We start from the raw sequence: 16,499 nt of genomic DNA, 5'->3' as shown, positions 1-16,499 counted from the left end.
TTGTCTAAATGAATGGGTGGGTATACACTAAGTGTATATCGTATAAAAGAAATAGGAGGAAGGTTTAATGTACAAGAAAACCTTGATTGTTGTTCTCGTTATTCTGGTTCTGGTCACGGGTTCACTTGCAGCTCGAAAGGCAAGTGTATTTGACATTAGCATGTCCCATTCCTATCGTCTGGATGATGCAAAGGCTATAAACTACCAGTCGTATGTCCCTGGGGCTAGGGTACAGATAAACATCAGGCCCTGGTTTGGAGTGTCCTTGGGGGCCATGTATGACTTCGTAGAAGGTATGGATGATGTGAATCGTGTGGTAATGGCTGCGGAAATGGTACTGAGGGCTCCGATTGGTTTCTTTGAACCGTTCGTGGCAATAGGACCAATGTATTCGCTGGTATTGCCCGAGACTCCTTCCGTTCCCGATACCTATGGGGTGCAGGCACGCGCAGGGATCGATATCAAATTTGGCAGGATGTTCAGTCTTGGGGCTGAAGGAATTCTCGTTGCACCAAGCTTGACAGATTTGCTTGATAACGATGTTGCATTCGACTATGCATATATCGAGGAAAACCTGTACGTGGGCATTACCGTGAAGGCAAAGTTCTAAAGCCTAGGGTCTTTTTGCATGAAAGGGGGCAGAAATACCCTCGGTGGAGTGTGTTTCTTTGAAAAAGAACAATGACATACCTGGCTAGGGGAGTTTCTACTGGAAACTCCCTCTTTTTATCTCGATGTGTAGATTCTATTACATTTACTTTGGGCCTGTATCTCTGCTGGCAAGGGCGAAGGTTTTTGATTTCCAATATATGTTGACAAACATAATGGTGGCTCCTATACTGCATTATATTTTTGAAAATATAACGGTGGTGTTACCATGTCTTTTACCTGTTCCCTGACAATACGGCTCTTGCAAGAAGAGCCATTCTTTGGCCCTGGGGTCAACGAGTTGTTGCATCAAATCGATTATAAGAAATCTCTTTTTGCTGCCGCAGCCTCGATGCATATGTCCTATTCCAAAGCCTGGAAGATACTCAATGAGGCTGAAAAAAGGATTGGGTATCCCTTGACTTCGAAATCGATCGGAGGGGTGGAAGGCGGTGGGTCTGTTTTGACAGAAGAAGGGCGTTCCTTCATGGAGCGCTATGATTCCTTCCTGGTTGATGCAAGCGAGGAAGTTGAGGCCAAATTCAATACATATTTTCCAGAGGCAAAGAAATGAAGTTAGTTAGAACAGTGGATGCAGTCGGTCAGGTTCTCTGCCACGACCTTACCCAGATTATCGTAGGAGTGAGCAAGGACGCTCGCTTTCGCAAAGGACATGTCGTGAGAGAGGAGGATATTCCTGTTCTCCTTTCCATGGGAAAGGAAAATCTCTATGTGTGGGAATTTGAAGAGGGGATGCTCCATGAGAACGAAGGAGCAGAAATCCTCTGTCAGGCCTGTATGAATTCCTCCATGGAGCAAGGGCCGGTCAAGGAAGGGAAAATTGAACTGAAGGCTACCCAGGAAGGGGTCTTGGAAGTAGATACCAAAAGGTTGCTTGCCATAAACAGCCTTGGCAATGTCATGATTGCCACACGGGCAAACCATTCTGTCGTACGCCTCAATGACAAACTTGCTGGGATGCGGGTAATCCCGCTGGTGATTGACGCCGGCCAGATGAAAAAAGTATCGGCAATAGCCGATGCGTCCAATCCTTTACTCTCGATTCATCCTTTTTTGATCAAGGATTGCACCCTGTTGGTAACCGGCAGTGAAGTCAGCAAGAATTTGATAACCGATACGTTTTCGCCTGTAGTCGAACAAAAACTCAAGGAACTGGGCGTTGTGGTCACCGAAAAAATCTATACCGGTGATGATCAGGCGTTCATTGCAACTTCTATCAAAAAGGCAGTAGCCGGAGGATCTTCGATGGTTATCTGTACCGGTGGAATGAGCGTTGACCCTGATGACCGTACCCCTGGTGCAATCAAGGAATCGGGGGCGAACATAGTGACTTATGGTGCTCCGGTTCTTCCCGGCGCCATGTTTTTGATCTCGTATCTTGGTGATGTACCGGTTCTCGGCCTGCCTGGGTGTGTCATGTATGCAAAACGAACTGTTTTTGACTTGGCTCTCCCACGCATTGTCGCCAGGATTCCCCTGTCTGGGGACGATATTGCGAAATGGGGAAATGGTGGGCTCTGCCTCCAGTGCCCTGTTTGCCATTTCCCGAACTGCAATTTCGGTATGGGAGGTATCTGATGGAAACCTTGACCCATCTCGACTCCGAGGGAAAAGCCCTCATGGTCGATGTTTCAAGCAAGCACGATACGATGCGGACTGCAATCGCCTCAGGCCGGATCTTGATGAACAGGAAAGCCTTTGAAGCCATTGGTGGAGGGACAGTCCTGAAAGGCGATGTGCTGGCCGCTGCAAGGATTGCAGGTATCATGGCTACCAAGCAGACCCCGAATCTCATTCCGCTTTGTCATTCCTTGCTGTTGACCTCCGCAAAGGTAGACTTCCGTTTCCTCGATGATGAAGTAGGCCTGGAAGCGACCTGCACGGTAGAGACAGAGGGTAAGACCGGGGTTGAAATGGAAGCGCTTACCGGCGTGTCAGTTGCCTTGCTCACCATCTATGATTTTTGTAAGGCCCTCGACCGTGGCATGCAGATCAGCGATATCCGCCTGTTGTTCAAGCAAGGTGGAAAAAGCGGGACCTATGATAAGCGATAATCCAAGCCGCTCCGATCCGCTTGTAGATGCACAGGGAAGGGTTTTGACCTACCTGCGGGTTTCGGTTACCGATGCCTGCAATTACCGATGCCTCTATTGCGGACCCCAGCAAACCCATGGGATATTTGACGATTCCCAGATCATGCAACTGTGCAGGATTTTCAAGAACCTCGGTATCGACACCATCCGTATCACCGGAGGGGAACCTTTGGTGAGAAAAGACCTGCCCTCTCTGGTCGCTTCGATAGCAAGCCTAGGGTTTTCTAGAATTGGTATGACTACCAATGGTTCCCTTCTCTCTGAAAATGCCCTTCCTTTGGCACACGCTGGCCTGAATGGGGTGAATATCAGCCTTGATGCGACAGAACCATCCTTATTTGCTTCCCTCAGTGGGGGGTATTCGGTTGAGCCGGTTCTGCTGGGCATCGAAAAAGCCCTCGAGGCAGGGTTGCAGGTAAAACTCAATTGTGTACCCTTGCTCGATACGTACCAAAAACAGATTCCCCAGGTTATGGAACTTGCCCGCAGCCTTGGTGTTCCTGTCCGGTTCATTGAATTGATGCCGATTGGCAATGGCTGTCTTTGCCAGGGAGTTCCTTTTACCCTCGTACGTTCTTTTTTGCGTTCGAACTATGGAAACCCCGAACCACTCGAAGCTGCAGGGGTAGGAGGCAGTGGCCCTGCCCGATACAGCTACTATGGCAACGTAGCTGTTGGTACAATCGAAGCGTTGTCCGCTTGTTTTTGTTCGGCCTGCAATCGTTTGAGACTGACCAGCAACGGATTGCTCCGTTCTTGTCTCTATCACGACGATTCGCTTGAGCTACTCCCCCTACTTAAGGCAAACGCGACTGACGCCCAAATTGAACTGGCTATACGTCAGTTTGTAACGAAGAAACCATTACACCACGATTTTGCACTGCAGGGGATGTCTTCCTGTTCCCTTGCTTCTTTTGGAGGATGAAACATGATTGAAGGAACAATACGCTCTGTCTGTACCAGTTCAGGGAAAGGAACAGCCAAGGAACCCAGAGAAATGGCCATCGCCAAGACCCAATGGGGTTTGGACGGTGATGCCCACTGTGGAAAATGGCACCGTCAGGTAAGTCTGCTTTCGTATGACAAAGTAGAAGCCTTCCGTAACCAAGGGGCCGAGATCGCCGATGGTGATTTCGGTGAAAACCTACTCGTTTCTGGAATTGACTTTGCGACGTTGCCCCTTGGTACTGTATTTGTAGCAGGGGATGTCGTCTTGGAATTAACCCAGATCGGAAAGGAATGCCATTCGGGGTGCGATATCTTCAAGAAAATGGGAAAGTGTATTATGCCATCCCAGGGGGTGTTTACCAGGGTCCTGCACGGAGGGACCTTGCAACCGGGAATGGTTCTCAAAGCTTATGTGAAGATGAGGGCCTTTGTCCTGTGTGCCAGTGACAAGGGATATGCAAGTTTGCGAGTCGATGAAAGCACCCCTGCGGTTTGCCGCCTAGCCGAGGAGTCTGGATATGAGATTGTGGGGACTTGCCTGCTTCCTGACGATCGGACGCTCCTGTCAGAAAAAATGGCAGAGGTCTGTGACAGGTATCAGGCCGACCTGCTTTTGACCACCGGAGGGACCGGCCTTTCTCTCAGGGATATCACCCCGGAAGCTACTCTCGACATTGCCCATCGACAGGTTCCCGGGCTAGCAGAGTTGATGCGGTCCTCCTGTTTACCGATTACCGACCGTTCTTCGTTGAGCCGGAGTGTCTGTGCTACCCGCGAGAGAACGCTCATTGTAAATCTTCCGGGAAGTCCCAAGGCTGCTGTGGAAAACCTCAGTGCTATACTCAGCCCTTTGGAACATGGATTGCTAATGCTCAGTGGAAGATCCTCTGAGTGTGCAACGTTGCGAACAGAAGAAAGTCACCAGGCATAAGGTATTTCTTTTCGAAAAATATATGAAGTTGGAGCGTTTTATGAAAAAGACACTATTGGCTCTGTTGGTTTTAGGTATGTGTATTGCTACTGTTGGGGCCCAGGGGGTACAAGAGGAAAAGACGGAGATTTTGGTGAGTGCAGCTGCCAGTCTTACGAACTGTATGGGCGAACTGAGTGTCCGCTTTATGCAGGACAATCCCACAATAACCGTCAATTGCAACTATGGTTCCTCCGGTTCTTTGCAGATGCAGATCGAACAGGGCGCCCCTGCCGATATCTTTTTTTCTGCAGGTAGCAAACAGATGGAGGCACTCAAGGCAAAAGGGCTTATGGATACAGATACGGTCAAGGACCTCCTTGAGAATAAGGTTGTACTCATTGTTGCCAAGGATGGGAAAAGACTTGCAAACTTTGAAGCCCTTGATGAAGATTTCATAACCAAGATCGGGGTTGGCGAACCAAAGTCGGTTCCGGCTGGCCAATATGCCGCCCAAGTATTCAAAAGTCTCAATCTTACCGATGCAATTGCCTCCAGACTTGTGTATGCCAAGGATGTACGGGAAGTGCTTTACTGGGTGGAGACAGAGAATGTACAGGCAGGAATCGTCTATGAAACGGATGCGAAGATAAGTTCTGCCGTGGTAATCTGTGCGACGGCCCCACAGGGGAGCCATACACCCATAATCTATCCTGTAGGAGTGGTCAAGGATAGCAAACATCCGACCCAGGCAAAAGCGTTCGTTGATTTTCTTTCTACCGAAGAGGCTGTGGAAATCTTCGCAAGCTATGGTTTTACGGTAATCGAGAGCCATGTTTGATTATTCTCCCTTGGTCATCTCCCTGCGGGCAGCAATCCTTGCAACTACCCTGGTATTTATTCTGGGGAATATCGTTGCACGTTGGAGCATGGGTCTCAAAGGTGCTATCGCCACGTTTGTAGACACTGTACTGACACTTCCTTTGGTGCTTCCCCCAACGGTTTTAGGTTTTTTCCTGTTGGTGTTATTCGGGAAGAATGGCCCGTTAGGGTCGTTACTGGGAGCTTTCGGGGGAAGCGTTATCTTTACCTGGTATGCGACAGTCTTGTCTGCAATGGTAGTTTCCTTTCCCTTGATGTATCGCTCTGCACGGGGTGCCTTTGAACAGGTAGACAAGGAGAGAATCTGGGCGGCACGGACTTTGGGGATGAAAGAGCCAATGATTTTCCTTCGGATTATGATTCCTGAGGCCTGGCCGGGCATTGCTGCAGGCCTTGTCTTGAGCTTTTCCAGGGCTCTGGGGGAATTTGGGGCAACACTCATGATCGCAGGTAATATTCCGGGGAAAACCCAGACGATTCCAATGGCAATCTATTTTGCCACCGCAGGTGGTGATATGAAAACCGCTTGGGTCTGGGTACTGGTCATTGTTGCCCTTTCTGGTCTTTCCTTGATTGCTTTGGCAAATTTCACAAGGGGGCGGCAATGAGTTTGCAAGTTGCAATGACCGTGGGGGCCCCGGCTGCAAAAGGGTGTCCTCCTTTTTCCCTTGCAGTGGAAATGACTGTTTCCCCTGGGGAAATTGTTGGTTTGCTTGGTCCTTCCGGGAGTGGGAAAAGCATGACGCTCAAGAGCATCGCAGGGATTATGGAACCTGAAAGAGGCTCCATTATCCTTTACGGGAATGTTTTATACGATTCTTCCACCCATCGCAATGTGCCCACCAGAGAGCGTAGGGTAGGGTATCTGTTTCAATCGTATGCACTCTTTCCCCATATGACAATCTTGCAGAACGTAATGAGTGGAATTGCCAGAGACAGAGCTGAGTCGTATGGGCAATGGAAAAAACGGGCACACCAGATTGCCATGGAATACCTTTCAATGGTAAAAATGGATGCTTTTGCCCCTCAGAACCCCTTGAGGGTATCAGGTGGCCAACAGCAACGGGTGGCAATTGCACGGCTGCTCGCCTCCCAGCCCTTGGCAATACTTTTGGATGAACCCTTCTCTTCTTTGGACAATGAATTGAAAGATGCCATTGATGCCGATCTCAAACCTGCCTTGTTGTCTGCACACTGCCCAGTGGTCTTTGTTTCGCATAACCAAGAAGAAGTCAAACGGTATTGTTCCCGTACAATATGTATCGGTGAAGGTGCCTTGGGGAACCCATACGCTGAGCCACGGTGTACCCCGTAGCTCAGCTGGGAGATAAATCTTACATCCTGATTTCCCGTCTTTGGAAGAGTACGTAACCACCGGTGAAAAATAACAGGATACTTGCGAAGAAAGACGTCATCTGAGGCCATATAAGCAACAGACTTTGTCCAAAGGGAAGCGGTGAACCTAGCATCGCCCCTTGGATCTGGGAGAAGAGCACAACCCCGAGTGATCTTGTCGTAGGGTTGAGAATTGCGATCGACGATTCACAATAGAGCGTGTAGGGAGAGAGCCTGGAGAGCACAATGTTGAGTTTTGCCGCCAAGAGACTCCCGTTTCCCCCTATTGCCTGGGAAAGTAACTGGGAAAGCATGGGCCAGAAAACCAAGGAGAAGAGCCAGATGGCTATTGCCACCAAAGCCGAGGTGGCGTTCTGTCTGCATATGATGGAACAGAACATGGAAATGACAAACCAGAGAGTTCCATAGAGCACTGTTATCAGATAGAACACCAGAGCCCTTGCAATCTGCTCCCCAGAGGGAGGAACGCCCAAAAAGAGCATAGCCGAGCCGATAACCAGAAGCCAAAGGGCAAGCAAAATAATTGCCATCGCAACCAATGCTCCCAAGGCCTTTCCGAACAGCAGGACGTCACGGTAAATAGGTTGGGATAATACTCTTCCTAGGGTTCTGTTCTGGAACTCCCCGTTGATCGTGTCGAATCCCAAGGCAATACCTGTCAGGGGAACCAGAAACGACATAAAGGAAAGGAATGAGGGAATGGGGTCTTTTGCGATGGTAAACAAGCCCAGAAGCAGAAAAGAGTCTTCCCCTACCAGAGAACGAAGTGTCTCTGTTGCTACATACATACTGGCCCCGGCAGTCAACAGGATAAGAATGGTCAAGACCACCATTCTCACACTACCGGTAAAATCCTGCAGTTCCTTGTAGAAAACCACGGATAACCCGGTCAAGGCGGACCCTTCACGCTGTTTCATCCGCTACCTCCTTGAAACTTGCCTTATAGATGTCATAGAGAGAATGCATCTGCATTTCTATCGAGATAAGGCCGATTCCCTCCTTGAAGACAGCATTTGCCACTGCCGGTCTGACGTCCTCCATACACTCAAGATTCCATGTTTGTCTACCTGCAGGAAGTACCTTGGTAACCTCACTGATACCGGCAAAGGTTTCTGCAAGGTTTTTTTCTGAGTCTACCCTCAGCTCGATAATCTGCCTTCCCCCGAACTGCTGCTCGCTCAGTTCTGCAACCGTTCCGTTTTTGAGGAGTTTTCCCCTGTAAAACAACCCAACCCGGTCACAGACCGATTGGACTTCCTCCAGTTGATGGCTGGAAAGCAGAATGGTCATATGCTCCGTATCCCTGAGAGAGGTTATCAAAGAAAGGAATTCAGCTACGCTCTCGGGGTCGAGCCCTTGGGTAGGCTCGTCCAGGATAGCAATCTCGCAGTTTTTAACCAGTACCTCAGCAAGTCCGAGGCGCTGTTTCATCCCGTGGGAGAATGTATGGACTTTGTCATTCTTGCGGTTCTCCAATCGCATTCTCTGCAAAGCTCCTAGAATTCGTTCTCTCCGCTCTTTTGCACTTAGTCCCAAGAATCGGGCTGTATAGTCAAGATTCTCATAGGCAGTCATTGTGTCGTAGAAACCTACGGTATCGCTCAGGTAGCCGACTCTTCTTTTTACTTCCAAAGGTGTTCTCAGCGGGTCGAAACCAAGAATGTCTACTGATCCTGATGTTGGTTCAAGCAAACCCAGCAACATAAGGATGGTGGTAGTCTTTCCTGACCCATTGGGGCCGAGCAGCCCAAATATTTCCCCTTTGTTCAGGGTCAGGGAAATATCATCGACTGCAAGCATTCCCTTTCCATATTGCTTTCTCAAATGGGAGATGCTCAGCACTTGTTCGCTGTTCATGTCAACCTCCTGTTTTATCGTCTTCCGAATTTCCTGATAGATAGGAGCAGGATTACTGCAGCCGCGGCGATAATCAAAATGGATACGATTCCCCAGAGGGAAGAGGTTTTTACCGTTACACGATATTGGGTGGAAACAGTCCCCGAGGCACTGGAATTAGCCTTGAGGGTCAGATTGTAGTCCCCCGTAATTGCTTGTGCCGATGGTTTGATAATTGCTTTTACTGTCTGGGTTTTTCCAGCCTGTACAAGGTCTACTTTCTCAGGGGAAAAGGTAACATTCCAATTCGTTGGGCTGTAAGCTGACAGTTTTATATCCTTTGCATCTGCTGTACCGGAGTTTTTCAGCTCCAACGTTACGACTGTTTCTTTTCCTGCAACTGCATTGCCACTGAGTAGGCCCCCTTCTCCGCTAAGACTCATTCTTGCCTGGCCTTGGACATCAAGATTTACAGAGGTGCTGGCACTGGCGCTTGCCGCCTTGGCAAGGATGGTGACAGGATAGGTTCCTTCTGCAAGTCCTTGGGGTGGGGTTACCGTAACTTTAAGTGTTTTTGTGGCGCCTGCCGCTACCGAGAGAGTATTCTCACTCTTTGATGCATACTGCTCAGCAAATTTGGCAGAGAACCCTTCGGGCAGATTGGCATCAAGGTCGATAAGGGTTTCTGCGGCACTATTGTTATGCAAGGTTACCTCAAAGGTGAAATCGGTGTCAGCATTTCCCCTGATTGTAGGTAATTCAGTATCGAGAGCCAGGCGTTGGGGGAGTTTTTGGCCTAGGGTAACGGTAAGGGGAAGCGAGAAGGTTGCGTTGCTTTCGCCGTTTGCCACTACAGTGAAGTCATGGGAAGAGGCTGTGTTCGATTTGGTAGGTATTACCCAGAGTTGGACGGAAGCGGTATGGTCCGGCTCTGCGAATACGGCGTTGATCAAAGCACCACCGCCAACAAACTGGTATTCCCAGCCTGCGGGAAGGCCCTGAACTGCAAGATCTACTCTCTGGGGAGTCAAGTTATAGTTTTTAACCGTCAAGTCAAAGACAATCATATCAGTGTCACTGACGTTCAGCGAAGGATATGAGGTTGCAACCGAAAGACCTTCATAAGCCGCGGTAAGAGGGGTAAGTCCAAGCAGAAGAACCGCCAAGACTATCCAGCAGGTTTTTAAATGCTTATTCATTTTCTATACGTTCCTCCTGAAATAACAATCTGGAAAAACGATAGCGAGAGGGGAGAAATCCGTCAAACGACATATGTTATGATAATGCTATATCTAAAACAAAATTGATTTTTGAAAAAAGGGAAAATGCTTAGTTTTTTGTTATTTTTATCAAGAACGTACTCAAACCAACACGATTGCCATGGAAAATTCCCAGAATTGTCACATATGGCAAAATAATGACATGGATACAGATCTAAATGCCTTGAAAATAAAAAACATGTGGCAATCTTGCATCCTTGAAGGACTACTATGAAATAGTATGGAAAAGATTCAGAACCATCAGTTTTTTTGGAGGAACAAAAAAAGAGGTGACTCAAAGGGAGCCACCTCTTGCAAAGGAGCCTTCTGTACTTCACCGATCGGCTGTCTAGAAGTTTGTGAACGAATAGCTGAAATGATTTGAGGAGACTGAGGCAACGCCATATTTCTTCACTACCGTAGACCCGAAGAGTATGGAGACCAAAAGGTAGACAGTGAGAAAAATTCCCGCACCGATAAGCATTTTTGTGCTCTTTTTGGTTTTATTTTTTGATTTCATGGTTTGATTGTTCCTTTTTGAAAGTCTCATAATAGGTTTCCAGTTCCTTGAACGGAATATCCAGTACGTCCAAGGAGGTAAATAGCGAAGGCAGTTCCGACTTGATGAACTGTTCCCGTTTCTTCTGAAGGACAAGCTCCCGGGCATGGGGGGAGGTAAAGTACCCGATTCCCCGCTGGTTGTCCAAGGTTCCTTCATCCTGGAGAATCGCATAGGTACGAATGACAGTGTTTGGATTAACCTCAAGTTCCACTGCCAGGTCTCTCACCGAGGGGATTCTCTCGCCATCGGCCCAGGTCCCATTGAGGATCAGGTCGTGGATATATCCGGCAATCTGGATATATATAGGTAATCGTGTATTAAACTGCATCGGTTGCTTGGACCTCCTCAACCTTAAAGTAGGCGGTAACCCAGCAGAAGAGTGGGAGCACTGCATAGTAGATGATCTTTCCCAGGGTAATGAATACTCGTAAACCTGCTACATCCTCAATTCGCTGGACGGAAGAGAATGAAAAAGAGATAGTTCTGGAGAAGGGGGAAATGCCGGTGATAAGCGGGAAAAAGATCCGTGCGAACAGCATTCCCAGCAGCCCCATCACAATGGCCAAAACAAACAAGGCTAGAACTGTCTTGATGAAATGGGCTTTATGGAACAAGGTTGCCCCAAGGAGGAACACCGATTGCCAGACAAAATACATGGCAAGCTGGGAACCCACCTCAGATACTAACGGGTTGAACATCGTAAACGGGCTTCCAAAGAAAAGCAGCATGAGTGCCTCGATGAAGACTGAAGCAATGGTCATTACCAGTATAAGTGCGACAGGGTAGGCAAATGCAGTCAGTATTCCTTTTGCGAGGAATTTCTCCAGGGAAGTGGCAGGCAACATAAGCCATTCATTCTGGTGTTCTTTGCTGAACATATCGTTTACAAAGACCAGACTCGTAAGGATAAAGCCACCAACGAATAAAAGCCCAGGGAAAAACCCTGAATAGATGGTCTCATGGGTCAGGTTTCCCGTATAGCGGGAATAGATGGCGCTTGCTGTTTCATTGACGAGCATGATAAGGATAACGGTAATGGCATAGATTGCCAGTTCTTTTTTCCGTGTCTGGATTTCACGGTTCGCTACATATAGGAATCTCATTGGACACCTCCCGATAGATTAGACCCAAAGGTCTTGGGGTTTTCTATTACTGCGTTGAAAAGGGTTTCCAAATCGATAGGGATTTGGCTGTCTTCATCTGTACGTTCCTGCATGACCATCCAGCCACCCAATACTTTTTCCGAGTAGACAGCTTCTCCTGGAGTAGGTTCTTTCTGGCAAAGGTGGAGTGCATACTTATCGGTAACCGAATCGACTGAGTTTTTGAAGATGACCACTCCGTTATGCAACACGATAATAGGGTCGATCAGGTTTTCCATGTCTCTCACCTGGTGGGTGGAGATAATGAAGGTTCTATTTTCGGTCATAGCCGAGGCAACGGTCTGCCTGAACTGTTTCTTTGAGGGAATGTCCAGTCCATTGGTAGGCTCGTCAAGAATGAGTAGAGCCGTATTCGATGCTAGACCGAAGGAAAGCAACAACTTTTTCTTTTGTCCGAAGGAAAGTTCGTTAATGTTCTGGTCTACGTCAAGTTCGAAGTTTTTATAATAGGTCTCGAACTGGGCATGGTCGAAACGAGGGTAAAAAGGGGTCCTCATTGCCAGGTATTCCTTCAGCTTCATTTTGGGCAGGGGGAATTCCTCCGGTAGATAAAAGATTTCCTTGAGCATGTCTGGATTTCTTTTGGTGGGGTCGAATGAGAGCGAGGTTATTGTCCCCTCAGAGGGGAACAGCTGTCCGGAGAGTAACTTTAACAGCGTTGTCTTTCCCGCACCGTTCTTTCCGAGTAACCCATAGATGTTTCCACTTTCTATAGTCAGGTCCAGATGGGAGAAAACAGATTTTTTCCCATAGTTGAAACTAAGGTTCTGCATTGAAACCAGAGGACCTTGTCCCAGGCCTGCAGATTCTGATAGTACCTTATTGGTCATGTAGTGTCTCCTTGTCAAATCTAGTGCACTAGTTAACTAATACACTAAAAACAAAAGTTTGTCCAGAGCCCTCCGCGATTCAGTTTGTATATTCTTCTTAAAAAGTTTTTGTTTTGCCAATCTTGTAGTTCGCAATCTCAACCAATTGTCCGTCAGTTTTTTCATTGTCAGAAAGATGTCTCGTAAATGTATATCCTGTTTTTGCCAAGGAAATTTCCAGAAAACATAAGCATATTCCCCTATCGATGGAATTGTAGTAGGGTGGTTTGCTCGCTGGAATGAAGGATTTGACACTTGTGCTGCGATAGACAGTGATGCTGTTGTTTTCGCTTGAAATCGGACAGGTTCTTTCGGAAGTCTTGTTCCTGGCTTTTGCCAAAAGCTAGCATGATGACATACGCAAGTCCACCGACTTGCATTTGGTCAGGTTTTGCAAGGGCGTACCAAAGCGATCCTAGGTTGTGCGAAGCGAGAAAGAGGTCCATTTGCGCCAAGAGGTAGCCTGCATTGAGGAGATATCGCTATACAGCAGAAGGCAGTATTTGCCCTGTCTGGCAGTAGTCTTACTCCTTTCTACTATGGTAAACCGAACGGAAATAGTTTCAATAAGCGGTACGATGCGTTTTGTCGCTGCTTCGATTTCAGCTATTTCAGCCTCACTCAAATGTAGGGTTTCATTGTATTTCCACATGGATTTTCTTTTGAAAATCATGGCATATAATTTGTTCCCTGCTTTCCCCTGCCTTTAGATAATCAGAGGCAAGGTCAAATAAAACCTTGCCTCCAGAAGTATCTTCCCCTGCTATACAAAGGGAATCCACAATATTTTTAAAAGTTTTTACTGTTTGCCTATTCCCGGTTATCCATGTAGAACAACTTTTTGGCATTTGCAAAGGCTTTTTTCTTTGCAAGGAACACATAGGAAACAAAGGAAACAAGCAGATATATAGCAGAGATTCCTAGTGCAAGCCAAAAAAGGCTTGGTTTTCCTTTAGTAACGCTGAAAGCCGGAAGGTTGATGGTGAGAATGATAGGGATTGCCAGCATGAATACGATTCCAACCGAATACAGATAGTCGGTAGCCACCGGAGTCTCGAAATCGGGATCTACTACCCTCAACAGGGCAAGGCCGGTCGGGAGTGTTCCCGTTGCTGTCCCGTAGATGAGGAGCATCCGGTAGAACTGGTGATCGTCATAAAGCCGGGAACAATACCAGGGTAGGATGAAAACGGTTGCCAATACGCCTGCAAGGACCAAGGCCAAAATAGGCAGCCAGTAGCCCTGCACCGCAACGATGGAAATGGCACCAAGGGACGAAGCGACGGTAAGGTCTACCGAGAGCCCGCTTATCCTGTTACAAGTAGCGTTGTCAATGGTGGTATCGACCTTGAAGAAACGCATGGTGAGTTTTACAGCGATTGCACAAAGGGCACTGAATATGAAGTTGATTCCCCAGAGGCTGTCTGCCAATTCTGTGCCGATAGGGCCGATGAGGGAGAGCAAAGCGCTTAGGCCGGTGAGAAAACCCCAGCTAATAAGGTAGGTGAGCATAACCAAGGCGATATGATAGCTGAGGGTATCCAAAGATTCCCCATCGGTAGAGAGATACGAGCCGATGGGTCTCTCTTTCTGGTCCCTGCTGAAGAATCCGGTCCTGACGCTTTTGCTGTTGATCTTGTCCCGGTATTCTTTTCCAATCCATCCCCGTTTCAAACCTTGGTTTATGAGGATAACCCCACCGAAGCTACCGAGTAAAAAGCCGATGGCAGCCAAGGACAACCCTACCGAAGAACCTCCTACGAATCCCATTTTCTCCCAGGTTGTCCCGATTGAGTAAGCCTGTCCAGGTCCAAGTTCAAAGCCCATGGGAAGGGAATACCCTATTGCGGGGAACAGGTCGGGTTTCACCGTTGCTATCAATAAAGCGGTAACGGAGAGGCCAAGGGTACATTGTAGCCCATATTGGCCCATGACGGCCGTTACGTTCTCGGCTAACATTCGTTTCCCTTTTACCCTGTTTTTCTCGCTTGGGGTTACCCGTAGCAGCATGGCTATGAAGGAGAGGTTCAGCAAGTGGTAGACCATTTCTCCGAGGAAGGCATTGCTAAGGCCCCAATAGGGGGTAATGAAGTTGTAGAAAATAAGCAGGATCAACCCTGCGATGATGGGTGCGGGCATAAGGAAGCGTTGGAAAAAACGAATACGTGAACGCAGCAGGGCTGCAAAAAGCAAGGCAAAGGAAATGATGCCAATATGTATTATGTAGTTCCAGTTCATGTGCACACCCCTGATTTTAAAGATTGGATTTGTTTTTTTATTGCTGCATAGGTTTCTGTGTATTTTAAGATGGAAGAGCCTTTTTCTATTCGGATCCTGTAAAGTTCTTCGCCACGATAAAGCTCGATGGTTGATTTCGCATTGATAATCATGGACTGGATATTGTCAAACGGGAAAACGATGGTTTCCTCATTGCCCATGATCTTGGAATCATTGCGATCCTGCCTGTGGATGGTTATTGCATCTTTGGTCAGGGTAACTTCAAAATCTTTGCTAAGGGTCACTAAGGTTTGTCCTAATCCTATTTGAAGTAAGACCCCTCTGTCGGGAGGGAATAGCAGGGTTTCTTTTTTTGCTGTCAAAACCAGGTTATGCAACTGGCCGATCTCCCACGTATGCCATTGGGGGAGGTTCTTAAAGGTATTGTTTCCTTTTATTGAAACAAACTGTTCGAATTCGTCGAGTTGTACTGTCATATTGCAATGGGTACAGGTAATGAGGTTTTTCTCAGTCTTTATGCTGCTTTTGGCGCCACAGTCGGGACAGATGTACAGGACCCGTTCCAATCCCTTTGCCTTGGCTTTGTTTTTGAAAGGCCTATGGGTTTTCTTTTGCCATTCTTGGTGTGAGAACCCGATATGTTGTTGCAAATAGGCCATTAACTCAGCAAGTTTCATGGTTTTGATAGTCTCTGGCATCAGGGGAGGGAGTACCCGTAGGGTAACCGTTCCCTTGCGACTTGTATCGGACCATCTGGGTTTCAAAAGATATCCGCCTTCGAGGTTTACGATAACTACCGGTACTTTGAACATTCTTACAAGCTTTGCCGTTGCTTCGTCAAAGCCTACCGGCTCTCCGTCCCAAGTCCTAGTCCCTTCGGGAAACAAGCCGACGACTTCTCCGTTTTTTAGGGCAGCTGAGATATCCCTGATGGTCTGGAAATCACTTCTTCCCTGTTGCTTCGAGATTCCCCCGATCCATCTGCTTACCATAGTCTTGACGAAACGGAGTTTGAACAGATAGGCACCTGCTACCCAACGGATATGTACAGGCGATGCTGCCGAAATAAAAAAGGCATCCAAGGTATGGGTATGGTTTCCAAGAACCAGAAATGGGCCTTTCAATTGGGAAAGCAGTTCCATTCCTACCGTTTCAACATGATTTCGGCGCAATAAATAAGCCCCATAGGTTGGGCGAGCGATTTTGATAAATAGTGGTGTTTTCGACACTTTGCCCTCTTCCGTAAGAAAACTATACCATGTGGGATTTGAACTGTCTACCGTTTTGAAAATTCTGAAAACATTACAGGGGTTTGTTTGCTCAGAAGTTGGTCAACTGTATTGCTGTCAATCGAAATACATCAGGGCCTGGAGGAATTTTGTTCCTGCTGTTGGTTTGTATGTTTTTCCCTAGGTTCTGGTTGTTTTAAAAGCCATGCTGTTTTCATGATTTTTAATCAAAAATCATTCTATATAATGAATTATTAGCCAACTGAACTTCCCTGCAGGTAGGGGTGGTAATGGATAGTGAGGTAACAGACGCGTTGGACAGCCGAAGGGGGAATGCAGAGGTTGTCAAAAAGCTTCTTAGTTATCGTGAGCTTTGTTCGCCGGTAGTCCCTGCAATGGTAAAGACTTTCAAAAATCGTTGATGCTTGGGCCTCAAAGCGGCAAAGCTCAAGCCTAACCTGGGTGCTGTGTCTTGTCCTTCCCTC

General features: G+C 47.5%; 21 protein-coding genes. 10 read left to right on the top strand and 11 right to left on the bottom strand.

Annotated features, from left to right (window positions below; translation table 11 throughout):
- Positions 1 to 67: 67 nt before the first annotated feature.
- From SPIGRAPES_RS06345 to SPIGRAPES_RS06305, 9 genes are all read left to right on the top strand, one after another.
- Entirely contained in the window at positions 68 to 610 is a 543-nt protein-coding gene (locus SPIGRAPES_RS06345) for a hypothetical protein (RefSeq protein WP_014269939.1), read from the top strand.
- 267 nt (positions 611 to 877) lie between these two features.
- Entirely contained in the window at positions 878 to 1,222 is a 345-nt protein-coding gene (locus SPIGRAPES_RS06340; protein ID WP_014269938.1) for a winged helix-turn-helix domain-containing protein, read from the top strand.
- Positions 1,219 to 2,247: a molybdopterin-binding protein gene (locus SPIGRAPES_RS06335; RefSeq protein WP_014269937.1), complete on the top strand. Its 1,029-nt coding sequence runs from the start codon at positions 1,219 to 1,221 to the stop codon at positions 2,245 to 2,247. The genes SPIGRAPES_RS06340 and SPIGRAPES_RS06335 overlap by 4 nt, the downstream gene beginning before the upstream one ends.
- Positions 2,247 to 2,723 (top strand): cyclic pyranopterin monophosphate synthase MoaC, encoded by a 477-nt coding sequence (gene moaC / locus SPIGRAPES_RS06330; RefSeq protein WP_014269936.1) that lies wholly within the window; start codon positions 2,247 to 2,249, stop codon positions 2,721 to 2,723. The genes SPIGRAPES_RS06335 and moaC overlap by 1 nt, the downstream gene beginning before the upstream one ends.
- Positions 2,710 to 3,687, top strand: a complete 978-nt coding sequence (locus SPIGRAPES_RS06325; protein WP_014269935.1) for a GTP 3',8-cyclase MoaA — start codon at positions 2,710 to 2,712, stop codon at positions 3,685 to 3,687. Before moaC ends, SPIGRAPES_RS06325 begins: the two co-directional genes overlap by 14 nt.
- Before the next feature lie 3 nt (positions 3,688 to 3,690).
- Positions 3,691 to 4,641: a molybdenum cofactor synthesis domain-containing protein gene (locus SPIGRAPES_RS17310; RefSeq protein WP_014269934.1), complete on the top strand. Its 951-nt coding sequence runs from the start codon at positions 3,691 to 3,693 to the stop codon at positions 4,639 to 4,641.
- 40 nt (positions 4,642 to 4,681) lie between these two features.
- On the top strand, positions 4,682 to 5,461 hold the full coding sequence (gene modA / locus SPIGRAPES_RS06315; RefSeq protein WP_014269933.1) for a molybdate ABC transporter substrate-binding protein: 780 nt from the start codon (positions 4,682 to 4,684) through the stop codon (positions 5,459 to 5,461).
- Positions 5,454 to 6,110 (top strand): molybdate ABC transporter permease subunit, encoded by a 657-nt coding sequence (gene modB, locus SPIGRAPES_RS06310; RefSeq protein WP_014269932.1) that lies wholly within the window; start codon positions 5,454 to 5,456, stop codon positions 6,108 to 6,110. The genes modA and modB overlap by 8 nt, the downstream gene beginning before the upstream one ends.
- A complete protein-coding gene (locus SPIGRAPES_RS06305) occupies positions 6,107 to 6,817 on the top strand; it encodes a sulfate/molybdate ABC transporter ATP-binding protein (protein WP_014269931.1) in 711 nt (236 codons plus the stop codon). Before modB ends, SPIGRAPES_RS06305 begins: the two co-directional genes overlap by 4 nt.
- Before the next feature lie 19 nt (positions 6,818 to 6,836).
- Here SPIGRAPES_RS06305 and SPIGRAPES_RS06300 read toward each other — a convergent pair whose 3' ends face one another.
- From SPIGRAPES_RS06300 to SPIGRAPES_RS06255, 11 genes are all read right to left on the bottom strand, one after another.
- Positions 6,837 to 7,775: an ABC transporter permease gene (locus SPIGRAPES_RS06300; protein WP_014269930.1), complete on the bottom strand. Its 939-nt coding sequence runs from the start codon at positions 7,773 to 7,775 to the stop codon at positions 6,837 to 6,839.
- Positions 7,762 to 8,715 (bottom strand): ABC transporter ATP-binding protein, encoded by a 954-nt coding sequence (locus tag SPIGRAPES_RS06295; RefSeq protein WP_014269929.1) that lies wholly within the window; start codon positions 8,713 to 8,715, stop codon positions 7,762 to 7,764. Before SPIGRAPES_RS06295 ends, SPIGRAPES_RS06300 begins: the two co-directional genes overlap by 14 nt.
- 14 nt (positions 8,716 to 8,729) lie before the next feature.
- Positions 8,730 to 9,893: a COG1470 family protein gene (locus tag SPIGRAPES_RS06290; RefSeq protein WP_014269928.1), complete on the bottom strand. Its 1,164-nt coding sequence runs from the start codon at positions 9,891 to 9,893 to the stop codon at positions 8,730 to 8,732.
- Positions 9,894 to 10,302: 409 nt separating this feature from the next.
- Positions 10,303 to 10,473 (bottom strand): hypothetical protein, encoded by a 171-nt coding sequence (locus SPIGRAPES_RS17130; protein WP_014269927.1) that lies wholly within the window; start codon positions 10,471 to 10,473, stop codon positions 10,303 to 10,305.
- Complete coding sequence (locus SPIGRAPES_RS06285) at positions 10,457 to 10,843, bottom strand: GntR family transcriptional regulator (protein WP_014269926.1); 387 nt, start codon at positions 10,841 to 10,843, stop codon at positions 10,457 to 10,459. Before SPIGRAPES_RS06285 ends, SPIGRAPES_RS17130 begins: the two co-directional genes overlap by 17 nt.
- Positions 10,833 to 11,618: a hypothetical protein gene (locus SPIGRAPES_RS06280; RefSeq protein ID WP_014269925.1), complete on the bottom strand. Its 786-nt coding sequence runs from the start codon at positions 11,616 to 11,618 to the stop codon at positions 10,833 to 10,835. Before SPIGRAPES_RS06280 ends, SPIGRAPES_RS06285 begins: the two co-directional genes overlap by 11 nt.
- Positions 11,615 to 12,508 carry an ABC transporter ATP-binding protein gene (locus SPIGRAPES_RS06275; protein WP_014269924.1) on the bottom strand — a complete coding sequence of 298 codons (894 nt, stop codon included), beginning with the start codon at positions 12,506 to 12,508 and terminating at the stop codon, positions 11,615 to 11,617. Before SPIGRAPES_RS06275 ends, SPIGRAPES_RS06280 begins: the two co-directional genes overlap by 4 nt.
- A 239-nt stretch (positions 12,509 to 12,747) precedes the next feature.
- Positions 12,748 to 12,993 (bottom strand): hypothetical protein, encoded by a 246-nt coding sequence (locus SPIGRAPES_RS17570; protein ID WP_081468756.1) that lies wholly within the window; start codon positions 12,991 to 12,993, stop codon positions 12,748 to 12,750.
- Entirely contained in the window at positions 12,963 to 13,220 is a 258-nt protein-coding gene (locus SPIGRAPES_RS16985) for a hypothetical protein (RefSeq protein WP_041384492.1), read from the bottom strand. Before SPIGRAPES_RS16985 ends, SPIGRAPES_RS17570 begins: the two co-directional genes overlap by 31 nt.
- Before the next feature lie 137 nt (positions 13,221 to 13,357).
- Positions 13,358 to 14,785: a sodium/glutamate symporter family protein gene (locus tag SPIGRAPES_RS06260; protein ID WP_014269923.1), complete on the bottom strand. Its 1,428-nt coding sequence runs from the start codon at positions 14,783 to 14,785 to the stop codon at positions 13,358 to 13,360.
- Positions 14,782 to 16,014, bottom strand: a complete 1,233-nt coding sequence (locus SPIGRAPES_RS06255; RefSeq protein ID WP_014269922.1) for a lysophospholipid acyltransferase family protein — start codon at positions 16,012 to 16,014, stop codon at positions 14,782 to 14,784. Before SPIGRAPES_RS06255 ends, SPIGRAPES_RS06260 begins: the two co-directional genes overlap by 4 nt.
- A gap of 290 nt (positions 16,015 to 16,304) precedes the next feature.
- On the opposite strand from SPIGRAPES_RS06255, the gene SPIGRAPES_RS17430 reads away from it, so the two are divergent.
- Positions 16,305 to 16,436, top strand: a complete 132-nt coding sequence (locus tag SPIGRAPES_RS17430; protein WP_281047910.1) for a hypothetical protein — start codon at positions 16,305 to 16,307, stop codon at positions 16,434 to 16,436.
- Positions 16,437 to 16,499 lie beyond the last annotated feature (63 nt).

The sequence above is a fragment of the Sphaerochaeta pleomorpha str. Grapes genome, from assembly GCF_000236685.1.
GTDB lineage: Bacteria > Spirochaetota > Spirochaetia > Sphaerochaetales > Sphaerochaetaceae > Sphaerochaeta > Sphaerochaeta pleomorpha.
The sequence above is the reverse complement of the archived record's forward strand: the minus strand, read 5'-3'. Positions and strand labels throughout refer to the sequence as shown.